Origin of the sequence: Isoptericola variabilis (genome assembly GCF_050311655.1) — a bacterium.
Lineage (GTDB): Bacteria > Actinomycetota > Actinomycetes > Actinomycetales > Cellulomonadaceae > Isoptericola > Isoptericola variabilis.
The window spans coordinates 14,716-28,064 of sequence record NZ_JBNOZM010000001.1; the positions used below are offsets into that span (position 1 = coordinate 14,716).

The following is a 13,349-nucleotide window of genomic DNA, read 5'->3' on the forward strand; positions in this document are numbered from 1 at the left end:
GTGTTCCCGGATGGGGAGGAGTCCCCATCGACGGTGCTTGGGGGCGGCGGCTAGGGTCGTCCCCGGACGACGGATCGGCCGCAAGGGGGCCGGCCGAACCACTGATGAGCTGAGGAGCTTCTCATGGCGAACATGAACGTCACGTACGACGAGCTGCGGTCGCAGGCGGGGCAGCTGCGCAACGGTCAGCAGCAGATGACGGACATCCTGCACAACCTGCAGACCCAGGTGAACAACCTGGTGTCGTCGGGCTTCGTGACCGACCAGGCGTCGGGCGCGTTCCAGACGTCCTACGAGGAGTTCACGACCGGTACCACGCAGGCCATCGAGGGCCTCGAGGGTATGGCGTCGTTCCTGGAGCAGGCCGCGCAGACGCTGTCCGACGCGGACTCGCAGCTGGCGCAGGGCATCCGCGGCTGATCTCAGCCTTCTCCCGGCCGGTGGTCGGGACGTCGAGGGGCGGTCCGGTTCACCGGGCCGCCCCTCGACGCGTCCACGGACCAGGGACGGGGCCGGGCCATGCTGGCGGCACGGGTTCCCGGATGGGGAGGAGTCCCCATCGACGGTGCTTGGGGGCGGCGGCTAGGGTCGTCCCCGGACGACGGATCGGCCGCAAGGGGGCCGGCCGAACCACTGATGAGCTGAGGAGCTTCTCATGGCGAACATGAACGTCACGTACGACGAGCTGCGGTCGCAGGCGGGGCAGCTGCGCAACGGTCAGCAGCAGATGACGGACATCCTGCACAACCTGCAGACCCAGGTGAACAACCTGGTGTCGTCGGGCTTCGTGACCGACCAGGCGTCGGGCGCGTTCCAGACGTCCTACGAGGAGTTCACGACCGGTACCACGCAGGCCATCGAGGGCCTCGAGGGTATGGCGTCGTTCCTGGAGCAGGCCGCGCAGACGCTGTCCGACGCGGACGCGCAGCTGGCGCAGGGCATCCGCGGCTGACACCAGCCGAGGTCGAGGGGCGGTCCGGGTTCCGGACCGCCCCTCGTCGTCTGCGGTACCGACGTCGCCGGCGCACCGCGTGGTGCGCGGCCCCGACCCGACACGTCCCTGGAGGCAGGGTGGACTCCCGTTCCCGACGCAGGTGGTTCGTCACCGCGCTCGTGCTGTTCCTCGCGATCTCGGTGCTGCGCCTCGCGATCACCGTCTCGCGCGACGGCATCGAGGGCGCCACGATCTGGATCGCGCTCCTCGTGGTGGTCGTCATCGTGGGGGTGACGCTGGCGGTGGTCGTGCGCCGGGCCGGCGCGGTCCGGGACCACGTCACACGCCTGCGCCCGGGCGCGGTCGTGGTCCCGGCGTTCACGACCGCGGACACGCTCGACGAGGCGCGCGCGGCCGGGGCCCGCACCCAGGGCATCTCGGGGATGGGCGGCAACCCGGTCGCCCTCGCGGTGGGCGACGGCGCCGTCGAGGTCTGGGTGGGTCGCGAGGAGGCGCCCCGCTGGGTGGTGCGCCGGGTGCCGGACGGCGTGGCGCAGGCGCGCGCCGTGTACGGGTCGCGCGAGTCGGGCGCCGTGAGGGTGTCGGACCGGGCGACGTCGGTCACCGTGGTGCCGGCGTACCGGCCGCTGCGCGCGGCGGGCGGCGCGGCCGGCGCGGACCTCGCCCGGGCGGTCCAGGAGCTCACGACGGCGCCGTGACGCGGTGCGTGCCCCCGGCACCAGTGCCCGACGAGCGAGACAACCTGTTCACCGGATGAGACGGTTGTGGCACCCTGGGTAAGGCTGGACCCTGAAGGTGAGGTAACCCTCACCAGTTCGCAGGAGAATCCTCCTAGAATCGAACGCCACGCATCACCGATCCGGAAGGCGTACCCCGCAGTGAGCAGCATCCGACCTCTGCGCGTCGCGATCGTCGGCGCAGGCCCCGCCGGCATCTACGCCGCGGACATCCTGTCGAAGACCGACCTCGACGTGAGCATCGACCTCTTCGAACGCCTGCCCGCGCCGTTCGGCCTCGTGCGCTACGGCGTCGCCCCGGACCACCCGCGCATCAAGCAGATCATCACCGCGCTGCACCGCGTGCTCGGCCGCGGCGACGTGCGCCTGCTGGGCAACGTGGACTACGGCGTCGACCTCAAGCTCGACGACCTGCGCCAGTTCTACGACGCCGTGATCTTCTCCACGGGCGCGATCAAGGACCACGAGCTGCCGATCCCCGGCATCGACCTCGACGGCTCGTACGGCGCGGCCGACTTCGTGTCCTGGTACGACGGGCACCCGGACGTGCCGCGCACCTGGCCGCTCGAGGCCAAGGAGGTCGCCGTGCTCGGCGCCGGCAACGTCGCCCTCGACGTCGCGCGCATCCTCGCCAAGCACGCGGACGACCTGCTGCCCACCGAGATCCCGGCCAACGTCTACGACATCCTCAAGTCGTCGCCGGTGACCGACGTGCACGTCTTCGCCCGGCGCGGCCCGGCGCAGGTGAAGTTCTCGCCGCTGGAGCTGCGCGAGCTCGGCCACGTGCCGGACGTCGACATCGTCGTCTACCCCGAGGACTACGACTTCGACGAGGGCTCGATGGCCGCCGTCGAGTCGTCCAACCAGACGAAGCAGGTCGTCAAGACGCTCACGGACTGGACGCTCGTCGACCCGTCGACGCAGAAGGCCTCCCGTCGCCTGCACCTGCACTTCCTGCACGCCCCGGCCGAGATCCTCGGCTCCGGCGGCAAGGTCGTCGGGCTGCGCACCGAGCGCACCGCCCTGCAGGGCGACGGCACGGTCAAGGGCACGGGCGAGCACCACGACTGGCCGGTCCAGGCCGTCTACCGCGCGGTCGGCTACTTCGGCTCGCCGCTGCCGGAGATTCCCTTCGACGAGCTCAAGGGCGTCATCTCCAACCGCGAGGGCCGCGTCGTCGACCTCGACGGCGAGCACCTGCCCGGCGTGTACGCCACCGGCTGGATCAAGCGCGGGCCGGTCGGCCTCATCGGCCACACCAAGTCCGACGCGTCGGAGACGATCCGCCACCTCGTGGAGGACGTCACGGGCGTGGGCGACGGCGGCGACGTCGCGACCGGGGACCTGACCGCCGGCCGCACCGCCACGCAGGCGGACCCGCAGGCCGTGCTGGACTTCCTCGCCGACCGCGGCGTCGACGTCGTCGAGTGGGACGACTTCGTGCTGCTCGACGAGCACGAGAAGGCTCTCGGCGAGCCGCACGGCCGCGAGCGCATCAAGGTCGTGCCGCGCGAGGAGATGCTGGACATCGCGAAGGGCCGCGCCTGACGGCGCGCCGCTGACGCGTCGGTACTGACGGATCGGCACGAGGGCCCGGGCGGGAACCGCCCGGGCCCTCGGCGCGTTCACCTCGTGGGATCCTGCCGGCGCGCCGGCGCGGGCGGGACGCACGGAAGGAGACAGCAGGACACATGGGCCACCAGCACTTCAACGGTCTCAAAACGGCGGCGCTCTTCGGCGTCATGTGGGCCGTGGTCCTCGGCCTGTGGGCCCTGTTCTTCCGCGGCAGCGCGGGCATGCTCGTCGTCTTCGTGGGGATCGGCCTCGTCACGACGTTCGTCGGCTACTGGAACTCCGACAAGATCGCGATCCGGGCGATGCACGCCTACCCGGTGACGGAGCTCGAGGCGCCGGAGATGTACCGCATCGTGCGGGAGCTCTCGACCCAGGCCCGCCAGCCCATGCCGCGCCTGTTCATCTCGCCCACGCAGGCGCCGAACGCGTTCGCGACGGGGCGCAACCCCAAGAACGCGGCGGTGTGCTGCACCGAGGGCATCCTGCGCCTGCTCGACGAGCGGGAGCTGCGCGGCGTGCTCGGGCACGAGCTGATGCACGTGTACAACCGCGACATCCTCACGTCGTCGGTGGCGTCCGCGATGGCGGGCGTCATCACCTCGCTGGCGCAGTTCCTGCTGATCTTCGGTGGCGGCGACCGGCGCGAGGGCGGCAACCCGCTGGCCGCGCTGGCGATGGCGATCCTCGCGCCGTTCGCGGCGATGATGATCCAGATGGCGATCTCCCGGACGCGCGAGTACGACGCGGACGAGGACGGCGCCAAGCTCACCGGCGACCCGATGGCGCTCGCGTCGGCGCTGCGCAAGCTGGAGTCCGGCACCGCGAAGGCGCCGCTGCCGCAGACCCGCGAGCTGCAGAACGTCTCGCACCTCATGCTCGCCAACCCGTTCCGCGGTGCCGGCATGGCGAAGATGTTCTCCACGCACCCGCCGATGGCGGACCGCATCGCCCGCCTGGAGAAGATGGCCGGCGGCACGGGCTTCGGCCCCGGGGGAATCACCCGCTACTGACGCCGCGTGGGGCGGCGCTCGGGGAGCGTGGCCGGCGCCGGTCTGCCAGGCTGACCTGCGATGACCTCAGCCCTACCGGGCGGCCGGGACGACACCCCTGACACGGCCGCGCCCGGTCCGCGGGAGCGCCCGCCGTCGTCGCACGCGGACGCGGGTCACGCGCGCCTGCGGCGCTGGCAGGCCGCCACCGAGTGGCCGCTGACCGCGATCTCGCTGCTGTTCCTCGTCGCGTACGCGATCCCGATCGCGCGGCCCGACGTCCCTCCGGAGGTCCGGGCCGCCTGCTCGTTCGTCCTCGCGGTGACGTGGCTGCTCTTCGTCCTCGACTATCTCGTGCGCGCCCGGCTGGCCCCTCACCCGTGGCGGTACGTCCGCCGGCACCCGCTCGAGCTCGCGGTGGTCGTGCTGCCCGTGCTGCGCCCGCTGCTGCTCGTGTCCGTGGTGGTGCGCCTCAACCGGGTGAACGCCGTGCGGCTGCGGGGCCGGGTGGTGCGGTTCGCCGCGGCGGGCACCGCCCTCCTGGTGATCGTCGGCGCGCTCACCGTGACCCAGGCCGAGCGGGGCGTGCCCGGGGCGGACATCGTCAACCTCGGCGACGGCTTCTGGTGGGCCATGGTGACCATCACGACCGTCGGCTACGGCGACCTCGCCCCCGTCTCGCCCGTCGGCCGCGTCATCGCGGTCTGCCTCATGCTCGGCGGCATCGCGCTGCTGGGCGTCGTGACGGCGACGCTGTCGTCGTGGCTGGTGGAGCGGGTCACCGACACCTCGTCGCCGGACGACCGCCTGGGCGGGGCGGCTCGCGGGCCGGCCGGCCCGGCGGGGGAGGCGCCCGTCGGCATGGTCAGCCAGGCGCAGGTCGCCCTCCTCGTCGCGGAGGTGCAGGAGCTGCGCGCCCAGCTCGTCGCCGACCGGCAGCGCGCTCAGGGGGAGGGCGGCCCCGCGGGCGAGTGAGCCCCGGCGGGCGGGGCCGGGTCGAGCGCCGCCTCCAGCGCGGCGGCGACGCCGTCGTCGTCGTTGCCGGGCACGACGGCGTCCGCGCACGCGAGCACGTCGGGGTGCGCGTTCGCGACGGCGTGGCCGCGACCGGCCCAGCGCAGCATCGGCAGGTCGTTGGGCATGTCGCCGAAGGCCCACACGTCGCGGGCGTCGACGCCGAGGCGGCGGCACCACCGGGCAAGCGCGACGTCCTTCGTCACCCCGGGCGGGAGCAGCTCGGCGAGCCCGGCCGCGCCCGAGTAGTGCAGCTCGGCCCGCCCGCCGACGACGTCCCGCACCCGCTCGAAGAAGGCCTCCTGCGCGTCGTCCCGCACGTCGCCGCGCTGCACGACGCCGAAGCCCTGCGTCGGCGTGCCGGGCCGGACCGCGAGGAGCTTGGCGACGGCGTCGTCCCCGCCGCGGAGCGCGTCCTCGACGGGCACGGCGCGCAGACCGCGGTCGAGGCCCGGCTCGCCGTCGGGGAACCAGGGGTCGAAGGCGGGGCCGCGGACGGTCTCGACGGCGAGGCCCACGCCGGGCACGGCCTCCCGCAGCCCGGCGACGAGGTCGCGCACGACGCCGTCGCCGAAGCCGCAGGCGTCCAGCGCGCGGCCGGACCCCAGGTCCCAGACCGCGGCGCCGCCCAGGGCGATGACGCGGCCGTGGCCGCCGACGAGGTCGGCCAGGTCGGCCAGCCAGCGCGGCGGGCGGGCGGTGACGAAGACGACCTCGGTGCCGGCCTCCTCCACGGCCCGGAGCGCGTCGCGCGTGCGCGCGGAGACGGTGCCGTCCGAGCGCAGCAGCGTGCCGTCGAGGTCCGTCGCGACGACGCGCGGCAGCCCGCGGCGTGCGCCGCCGTCCGCGTCCCCCGTCATGCCGGGGTCACCGGTAGTTGACGAACTGGACCGCGAAGTCGAGGTCCGCGCCCTTGAGGAGCGCGATCACGGCCTGGAGGTCGTCGCGGGACTTGCTCGTCACCCGCACCTCGTCGCCGGTGATCTGCGTCTTGACGCCCTTGGGGCCCTCGTCGCGGATGATCTTGGTGACCTTCTTGGCGTTCTCGCCCGCGAGGCCCTCCTTGAGGGAGCCGGCGAGCCGGTACGCCTTCCCGGACGCCTGGGGCTCGTTCTCGCCCGTGTCGAAGGCCTTGAGCGAGACCCCGCGCTTGATGAGCTTGGTCTGGAAGACGTCGAGGGCGGCGAGCACGCGCTCGGCCGAGTTCGCCTCGAAGACCACGGTGTCCTGGCCGCTCCACGCGATGGACGCCCCCACGCCCTTGAAGTCGTACCGCTGCGAGATCTCCTTGGCGGCCTGGTTGAGGGCGTTGTCCACCTCCTGGCGGTCCACCTTGCTGACGATGTCGAACGACGAGTCGGCCATGACGGCTCCTTCGGGTCGGGGGTCAGGGTTCGGTGACCACCGTAGTGCGTGCGCGCGCCGCCAGACGGGCGGCGCGGGCCTGGCGGGTGCCGTCGACGCTGAGGATCACGAGCGCCACCCACACGAGCACGAAGCCGGCCCAGCGCGTGGGCGGCATGTGCTCGCCGAAGACCAGCAGGCCCAGCAGGAACTGCAGCACCGGGGTGAGGTACTGGAGCATCCCCACGACGGACAGCGGCAGCCGTCGCGCGGCGGCCGAGAAGAGCAGCAGGGGAAGCCCCGTGATGACGCCGCACGCGGCGAGCAGGAGCGCGTGCCCCACCCCCTGGGTGGTGAACGTGCCGACGCCGGTGGCGCCCAGCACCACCAAGTACGCCAGGGCGAACGGCGTGGCCACGGCCGTCTCGGCGGCGAGCCCCGGCAGCGCGCCGACGTCGCGCCCCACCCGGTTCTTCACCAGGGAGTAGAGCCCGAACGCGCCCGCGAGGACGAGGGCGATCCACGGCAGGCCGCCCACCCCGGTGGAGATCACCACGACCGCGGCGGCACCGGACCCGAGCGCCACCCACTGGGCCACGCGCAGGCGCTCGCGCAGCACGAGCACGCCGAGCAGCACCGTGAGGAGCGGGTTGATGAAGTACCCGAGGGCGGCGTCGAGCACGTGGCCGGAGAGCACCGCGTACACGTAGGTGGTCCAGTTCGCGATGATCAGCACGGACGCGACGGCGAGCACGCCCATGACGCGACCGTTGCGGAGGACGGCGACGAACGAGGAGAAGGTGCGCGTGACGAGCAGGAGCACCACGCAGAACACGAGGCTCCACACCACGCGGTGGGCGATGATCTCGACCGGGCCGGCGGGCTCGAGCAGCGGGAAGAACAGGGGCATCGCGCCCCACAGGACGAACGCCGAGAGGCCGAGCGGCAGCCCCCAGCGGTCGGGGGAGGAGGGGGACGTCACCGCCTCAATGTAGGGCCCCGCCGCACGGAGCGGGCGGTGGTGACGGGGGCCACCGCGGGACGATTTCCGCCGGGGCCCTCCGGGGCGTTATGGTTCTACCCGCGAGCTCGTCCGCGAGCCCGCACGGCAGGTTGCCCGAGCGGCCAAAGGGATCTGACTGTAAATCAGACGGCTCAGCCTTCGGGGGTTCGAATCCCTCACCTGCCACCGCGACGGACGGGGCGCCACCCTCGGGAGGCGCCTCGTCCGACGTCTGGAGGGACCGCGCGGTCCCGGCGCACGGTGTGATCCAGCGGGCATCCCGCGGATTTCATCAGGTGCCGCGAGCCGTGTAGAGTCTTCTCCGCTGCCCCGATAGCTCAGTCGGCAGAGCGTCTCCATGGTAAGGAGAAGGTCAAGGGTTCGATTCCCTTTCGGGGCTCTGTGACACGGCGCGGGGCCGCCCACCGGAAACGGGCGGCGGTCTCGCGTTCAGTCACGCGCGGCGGGGTAGCTCAGCTGGTCAGAGCGCACGACTCATAATCGTGAGGTCGCGGGTTCGAGCCCCGCCCTCGCTACCGACATCATCACGGTTCGACGGCCGGCGTCGGACCGGCCTGTTCCTTGATTCACGTGGCGCCTTCCGGGGGCGCGAGAGGTGACACACCATGGCTGCCAAGAGCGCGGACGTCCGCCCGAAGATCACGCTGGCCTGCGTGGACTGCAAGGAGCGGAACTACATCACGAAGAAGAACCGCCGCAACGACCCCGACCGTCTCGAGCTGGCGAAGTTCTGCCCGCGCTGCGGCAAGCACACGTCGCACCGCGAGACCCGCTGACCCAGCCCTCGACGGCTCACCGCACCGACGTGGCGAACACGCTGCCCGATCGAGGCTTCGCCGGCCGGGAGTACCCGGCCACCGCCCCCTACTTCGTGGGGCGCGAGAAGCTCCGCGAGTTCGCCTCCGCCGTCGGTGCCGCCCACCCCGCGCACCACGACCTCGTGGCGGCGCGGGGTCTCGGCTATCCGGACCTTGTCGCGCCCCCCACGTTCGCCGTCGTCGTCGCGCAGCGGGCCGAGGCGCAGTACGTGCAGGACCCGGCCGCCGGGATCGACTTCTCGCGCGTCGTGCACGCCGACGAGAAGTTCACGCACCACCGGCCGATCGTCGCGGGCGACGAGCTGGTCACCGTGCTCCACGTGGACTCCGTGACCGAGCGCGCCGGCATCGCGATGGTGACCACGCGCTGCGAGATCTTCGCGGTCACGGAGGGTGGCGGTGCCGACGACGCCCGCGAGCCCGTCGCGACCGTCTCCTCCAGCCTCGTGATCCGCGGGGAGGACTCCTGATGACCCGCCCCGTCCTCGCGGACCTGACCGTCGGCGACGTCGTCGCCACCGGGACGGTCGAGCTCGACCGCGCCCGCCTCGTGCGCTACGCCGGGGCCAGCGGCGACTTCAACCCGATCCACTGGGACGAGTCCTTCGCCACCGGCGTCGGGCTCCCCGACGTCATCGCCCACGGGATGCTCACGATGGGCTCCGTGGTCGGCGTCGTCGCCGACTGGGCGGGCGACCCGGGCGCCGTCGTCGCCTACCAGACGCGCTTCACGAAGCCCGTCCCGGTGCCCCGCGAGGGCGGCGCCGTCGTCGAGGTCTCGGCAGCGGTCGGCGCGATCGACGCCGACGCCGGCACGGTGCGCGTCGACCTCACGGTGACCCACGAGGGCGCCAAGGTCCTGGGCCGCTCGCAGGCCACCGTCCGCCTCTCCTGACGCCTCGTCCTCGGCCGCGCGCGGCCGACCCGATCTCGTCGCGCCTCCCGCGCGACGAGATTTTTTACATCTACGACTTCCCATGAAACGGGATTTCACGGTTCGATGACGAGGTGCGCCCTGAGCGCACTCCGTCCTCGAGAGGAGCACTCCCCGTGAGATCCGTACGACGACGCACCACCGGGCTGGCAGCCGCCGGCCTGCTCATCCCCCTGGTCACGATCCCCGCGGTCGCCGCGGGGGCGGGGCCGGGCACCGCACCCACGTCCGACGCGACCTGCGACGCCGTCGTCGCGGCGCCGGACCGGGAGTCGGCCTTCGCCGCCGCGAGCGAGGCGACCGGCGTCCCGGCCGACCTGCTCAAGGCCGTCTCCTACATGGAGTCCCGGTGGGACCAGCACGCCGGCTCCCCGAGCGCGGACGGCGGCTACGGCCTGTTCAACCTGCTCGACCACGCGCCCGAGGCGCCCGACGGGGCCGGCAAGGACGCCGACCGACGCGCCGCCGTGAGCGAGCTCGACCGTGCCGCCGCGCTCACCGGCCTGTCCGTCGCGGAGCTGAAGTCCGACGCCGCCGCGAACACCTGCGGTGGCGCCGCGCTGCTGGCCTCCTACCAGGCGGACGCGGGCGAGGGCCTCGGCGAGGGCAAGGAGGACCTGGCGTCGTGGGACACCGCCGTCGCGCGGCTGGGCGGCTCGGCGTCCTTCGCCGACCGGGTGTACACGACCCTCCGGAAGGGCGCGTCGCGCACCACCGACGACGGGGGGCGGGTCACCCTGGCCGCCCGGCCGGACGCCGTCCTGCCGGAGACGACCACGGCCGCGGCCAGCGACCCGGCGGCGGACTGCCCGCCCGACCTGGGCTGCGAGTGGCTGCCCGCGCCGTACGAGAAGGGCAGCCCCGACCTGCCCGACGACACGGGCAACTACGGCAACCACGACCAGGCCGACCGCACGGGCGAGGGCGGCCCGTCGATCGACTACATCGTCATCCACGACACGGAGACGGCGTACGAGCCGAGCGTGCGGCTGGTCACCGACCCCACGTACCTGGCGTGGAACTACACGCTGCGGTCCTCCGACGGGCACGTGGCGAACCACCTCGAGCCCGGCGACGTCGGCTGGCACGCCGGCAACTGGTACATGAACATGCACTCGATCGGCCTGGAGCACGAGGGCTGGGCCGGCACGTCGGGCTGGTTCACGGAGGCGATGTACCAGTCGTCGGCGGAGCTCGTGCGCTACCTCGGCGAGAGGTACGACGTCCCGCTCGACCGCGCGCACGTCATCGGGCACGACCAGATCCCCGGCATCCTGCCCGGGTACACCAAGAGCGTGCACTGGGACCCGGGCCCGTACTGGGACTGGGAGCACTACTTCGAGCTGCTCGGCGCGCCGATCGGCGGCGGCCTGGACACGACGACGGACGTCGCGCCCGGCGACGTCGTCGAGGTGGTCGCCGGCTACGACGACAACGCCAACCCGATCACCGGCTGCCAGCAGGCGTCGCCGGGCTCGGGCGACTGCGTCGCCGGCGCGGGGACGAACTTCGCCCTCGCGTACCAGGAGCCGTCGCTCGACGCCGCATACGCCCGCGACCCGGGCTGGAAGCCGGACGGCGCGGCCGGCACGACCTACGCCAGCGACATCAGCGCCCGCGTGAGCTCGGGCCACAAGCTCGTCGTCGCACAGGTGCAGGGCGACTGGCTGGGCGTGTGGTGGGCCGGCTCGCTCGCGTGGATCCACAACCCGGCCGACCGGCCCGTCGTCGTGCCGAGCACCGGGCAGACGGTGACCGTGAGCGGGGACGAGGCGGCCGCCATCTACGGCCGCGCGTACCCGGAGGAGGCCGCGTACGCGCCGTACCCGGGCATCACCCCGCAGTCCGTCATGCCGATCGAGTACACGATCGGCACGGACCAGAGCTACGTGGTCTCCGACGACACGGTGTCGACGGACTACTACTACGCCACGTCGTTCGACGGCTCCGTGCCCGACGACCGCACGGACGTGCGCGGCGAGGACGCGTACTACCAGCTCTGGTACGCGCACCGGCAGGTGTTCACCCGCGCGGCGGACGTGACGCTGCACGACCCGGTCGTCACCGACGTCGAGGGGCCGAGCGTCGAGGGCCGGCCCGAGATCGGCAAGGTGCTCACCGTCGACCCGGGGGAGTACCTGCCCGCGGACGGCGCCGACCTCGAGGTGCAGTGGCTGCGCGACGGCGAACCCGTGGCCGGCGGTGAGCGGTACCACCTCACCGGCCGCGACCGCGGCGCGGACATCTCCGTCGAGGTGACCGTCTCCGCCCCGGGCTACACGGCGGCGACGTTCACGTCCGACGCCGTCGGCCCGGTGCGCCCGCACTGAGTCCGGACGACGAACCCCCGGCCGTTGTGCGCGGCCGGGGGTTCGTCGTGCCAGGGGTGCCTGCCGGGGTCACCAGTTCGGCGTGGCCCCCGGGACGTTGTCGGGCAGCTTCACGTCGTGCGGGTGGATGACGTACGCGATGCCGTCGGTGGACGTCTGCCACACGCGCTCGAAGTTCTCGCGGGTGTAGACGTTGCGGACGTCGGCGTCGGTCGCCTTGTTGGGGTCGTTGATGACCGGGTCGCCGTCGGCGGTGAAGCCCACGATGGTCACCAGGTGGCCGTCGGTGCCGTAGCCGGCCTCGGGCATCTCCTCCTTCGCGAAGTTGATCGACACGACGAGCGGGATGCCCGCCGCGACGAACCGCTCCGCCTCGGCCAGCGACCGCAGGCGGGTCACGAACGACTCGAGCCCGAACCGGTGCGCGTAGGCCGTGTTGAACGGCCAGTTGCCCGAGCCCTCGTACGTGTAGTCCCACGTGTTGATGGCGGCGTAGGCGACCTCCGGGTCGCCGTTCGGCGCCACGATGTCCGCCAGCTCCGACGCCGGCACCCGGTACTTCGCGCCGTAGGAGTACTGGATCATCGTCGTCGACGTCGGGGAGCACCACACCTGTCCGCCGCCCCCGAACTCCGGGTACTCGCCGATGTGGACGAGCTGCGAGTAGCCGGGCACGTCGAGCTCCACCGCGCGCCCGAGCGTGAAGTCGCTCGTGCCCTGGTAGGCGCCGTCGGGCAGGTACTCGTTGGTCATCGTCGTCACGCCCGACAGCCGGGGGGTGGCCGTCGACCCGGCCGGGCGGTAGAGCGTGACGCGGGTCTGGAACGCCTCGGGCTCGTGGCCGGACTTGGCGACGTACGTGTCGGTGAACAGGTACGCGTCGGCGTCGTTCTGGCCGTCCACCGAGGTGCGGTGGATGTCGCCCACGCCGCCGTCGGCGGGCTCGACGTCGTCGCCCGACGCCCAGCGCCCCATGACGAACCACTTGGTCCACGCGCCGTCGGCCTTGCGGCCGCGGAACTCGACCTCCACCCAGGTGCCGGTCGGCGTGGTGGCGTTCCACGACGTGAGCGACTCGTCGACGGCGTACCCGGTCTCGACGACCGGGGACGTCCACGTCCCCGTCTCGTACTCGACCGCGGTGCCGTCGCCGAACGGGTCGGTGTACGCGGTGGTGGGTCCTCCGGCGTCGCGGATCCCCAGGGTGCCGTGCGCCCCGGGGCGCAGGTTCTCCCACTCGCCCTGCCGCAGGTCGTCGATGCCCTGCCAGTGGGTGGTGGTGATCTTGCTGCCGGTCGGCTCCGGGTCGTCCGCGGCGCCGGCCGCGCCCGCCGTGGGCGCGATCACCGCCCCCGCCACCAGTGCCGCCGTCGTCGCTCGCATCCAGCTCCTTCGTGCCGTGCCTCGCGCCATGGTTCTCATGGATCCTCCCGCAGGCGGGGGCGGTGGACGGTCCCCACCGCCCTGATGGCGAAGACTTTCCCAGATCCTGAGGTCCGTGTCACGGGTTTGCGCGTCACCACGTCGTCGCGGCCCGGCGGTGTGATCTGCGTCGCTCCGGTTGGCAGGGGCCGGGCGCCCCTCTAGGTTAGGCGAGGCTCGCCTAACCCAAACTTCGAAGGAGCTCCG

At 72.7% G+C, this 13,349-nt stretch carries 14 protein-coding genes and 3 tRNA genes; 13 read left to right on the forward strand and 4 right to left on the reverse strand.

The annotated features are described in order from the left end of the window. The first annotated feature begins 123 nt into the window (after positions 1-123). From ACQP60_RS00070 to ACQP60_RS00095, 6 genes are all read left to right on the forward strand, one after another. Positions 124-420 carry a WXG100 family type VII secretion target gene (locus ACQP60_RS00070; RefSeq protein ID WP_344246257.1) on the forward strand — a complete coding sequence of 99 codons (297 nt, stop codon included), beginning with the start codon at positions 124-126 and terminating at the stop codon, positions 418-420. A gap of 235 nt (positions 421-655) precedes the next feature. Then, positions 656-952 carry a WXG100 family type VII secretion target gene (locus ACQP60_RS00075; RefSeq protein ID WP_106265076.1) on the forward strand — a complete coding sequence of 99 codons (297 nt, stop codon included), beginning with the start codon at positions 656-658 and terminating at the stop codon, positions 950-952. Positions 953-1,071: 119 nt separating this feature from the next. Next, the gene (locus tag ACQP60_RS00080) at positions 1,072-1,653 is read left to right on the forward strand and encodes a hypothetical protein (protein ID WP_429727794.1); all 582 of its coding nucleotides are present in this window, start codon (positions 1,072-1,074) and stop codon (positions 1,651-1,653) included. Positions 1,654-1,833: 180 nt separating this feature from the next. Beyond that, entirely contained in the window at positions 1,834-3,240 is a 1,407-nt protein-coding gene (locus ACQP60_RS00085; RefSeq protein ID WP_429727795.1) for an FAD-dependent oxidoreductase, read from the forward strand. 143 nt (positions 3,241-3,383) lie between these two features. Beyond that, positions 3,384-4,277, forward strand: a complete 894-nt coding sequence (htpX, locus tag ACQP60_RS00090) for a zinc metalloprotease HtpX (protein WP_429727796.1) — start codon at positions 3,384-3,386, stop codon at positions 4,275-4,277. A 60-nt stretch (positions 4,278-4,337) separates the two neighbouring features. Next, positions 4,338-5,231 carry a potassium channel family protein gene (locus ACQP60_RS00095; protein WP_429727797.1) on the forward strand — a complete coding sequence of 298 codons (894 nt, stop codon included), beginning with the start codon at positions 4,338-4,340 and terminating at the stop codon, positions 5,229-5,231. On the opposite strand, the gene ACQP60_RS00100 is transcribed toward ACQP60_RS00095, so the two are convergent. The 3 genes from ACQP60_RS00100 to rarD are packed head-to-tail and all read right to left on the reverse strand — an operon-like array spanning position 5,201 to position 7,596. Beyond that, on the reverse strand, positions 5,201-6,130 hold the full coding sequence (locus ACQP60_RS00100) for an HAD family hydrolase (protein WP_429727798.1): 930 nt from the start codon (positions 6,128-6,130) through the stop codon (positions 5,201-5,203). The genes ACQP60_RS00095 and ACQP60_RS00100 overlap by 31 nt on opposite strands. A gap of 7 nt (positions 6,131-6,137) precedes the next feature. Beyond that, on the reverse strand, positions 6,138-6,635 hold the full coding sequence (locus tag ACQP60_RS00105; RefSeq protein WP_429727799.1) for a YajQ family cyclic di-GMP-binding protein: 498 nt from the start codon (positions 6,633-6,635) through the stop codon (positions 6,138-6,140). Between the two features lie 22 nt (positions 6,636-6,657). After that, the gene (gene rarD / locus ACQP60_RS00110; RefSeq protein ID WP_429727800.1) at positions 6,658-7,596 is read right to left on the reverse strand and encodes an EamA family transporter RarD; all 939 of its coding nucleotides are present in this window, start codon (positions 7,594-7,596) and stop codon (positions 6,658-6,660) included. A 125-nt stretch (positions 7,597-7,721) separates the two neighbouring features. On the opposite strand from rarD, the gene ACQP60_RS00115 reads away from it, so the two are divergent. From ACQP60_RS00115 to ACQP60_RS00145, 7 genes are all read left to right on the forward strand, one after another. Continuing rightward, a tRNA-Tyr gene (locus ACQP60_RS00115) sits at positions 7,722-7,803 on the forward strand. 141 nt (positions 7,804-7,944) lie between these two features. Then, positions 7,945-8,017 (forward strand) — tRNA-Thr (locus tag ACQP60_RS00120). A 62-nt stretch (positions 8,018-8,079) separates the two neighbouring features. Continuing rightward, positions 8,080-8,153 (forward strand) — tRNA-Met (locus ACQP60_RS00125). Positions 8,154-8,243: 90 nt separating this feature from the next. Continuing rightward, positions 8,244-8,414, forward strand: a complete 171-nt coding sequence (gene rpmG, locus ACQP60_RS00130) for a 50S ribosomal protein L33 (protein ID WP_079572326.1) — start codon at positions 8,244-8,246, stop codon at positions 8,412-8,414. Positions 8,415-8,443: 29 nt separating this feature from the next. Next, a complete protein-coding gene (locus ACQP60_RS00135) occupies positions 8,444-8,926 on the forward strand; it encodes an FAS1-like dehydratase domain-containing protein (protein WP_429727801.1) in 483 nt (160 codons plus the stop codon). Next, on the forward strand, positions 8,926-9,351 hold the full coding sequence (locus ACQP60_RS00140; protein ID WP_429727802.1) for a MaoC family dehydratase: 426 nt from the start codon (positions 8,926-8,928) through the stop codon (positions 9,349-9,351). Before ACQP60_RS00135 ends, ACQP60_RS00140 begins: the two co-directional genes overlap by 1 nt. Positions 9,352-9,506: 155 nt before the next feature. Beyond that, a complete protein-coding gene (locus tag ACQP60_RS00145) occupies positions 9,507-11,720 on the forward strand; it encodes an N-acetylmuramoyl-L-alanine amidase (protein ID WP_429727803.1) in 2,214 nt (737 codons plus the stop codon). 69 nt (positions 11,721-11,789) lie between these two features. Here the strand turns inward: ACQP60_RS00145 and ACQP60_RS00150 are convergent, their stop codons facing one another. Beyond that, positions 11,790-13,103 (reverse strand): C39 family peptidase, encoded by a 1,314-nt coding sequence (locus ACQP60_RS00150; protein WP_429727804.1) that lies wholly within the window; start codon positions 13,101-13,103, stop codon positions 11,790-11,792. Between the last annotated feature and the right edge of the window lie 246 nt (positions 13,104-13,349).

What these genes read in the sequence shown, in the direction of transcription:
- ACQP60_RS00105 (WP_429727799.1), bottom strand. Translation starts at nt 6,635, where the DNA reads ATGGCCGACTCGTCGTTCGACATCGTCAGCAAGGTGGACCGCCAGGAG.
- ACQP60_RS00100 (WP_429727798.1), bottom strand. Translation starts at nt 6,130, where the DNA reads ATGACGGGGGACGCGGACGGCGGCGCACGCCGCGGGCTGCCGCGCGTC.
- htpX (WP_429727796.1), top strand. Translation starts at nt 3,384, where the DNA reads ATGGGCCACCAGCACTTCAACGGTCTCAAAACGGCGGCGCTCTTCGGC.
- ACQP60_RS00095 (WP_429727797.1), top strand. Translation starts at nt 4,338, where the DNA reads ATGACCTCAGCCCTACCGGGCGGCCGGGACGACACCCCTGACACGGCC.
- ACQP60_RS00075 (WP_106265076.1), top strand. Translation starts at nt 656, where the DNA reads ATGGCGAACATGAACGTCACGTACGACGAGCTGCGGTCGCAGGCGGGG.
- rpmG (WP_079572326.1), top strand. Translation starts at nt 8,244, where the DNA reads ATGGCTGCCAAGAGCGCGGACGTCCGCCCGAAGATCACGCTGGCCTGC.
- ACQP60_RS00150 (WP_429727804.1), bottom strand. Translation starts at nt 13,103, where the DNA reads ATGCGAGCGACGACGGCGGCACTGGTGGCGGGGGCGGTGATCGCGCCC.
- ACQP60_RS00070 (WP_344246257.1), top strand. Translation starts at nt 124, where the DNA reads ATGGCGAACATGAACGTCACGTACGACGAGCTGCGGTCGCAGGCGGGG.
- ACQP60_RS00140 (WP_429727802.1), top strand. Translation starts at nt 8,926, where the DNA reads ATGACCCGCCCCGTCCTCGCGGACCTGACCGTCGGCGACGTCGTCGCC.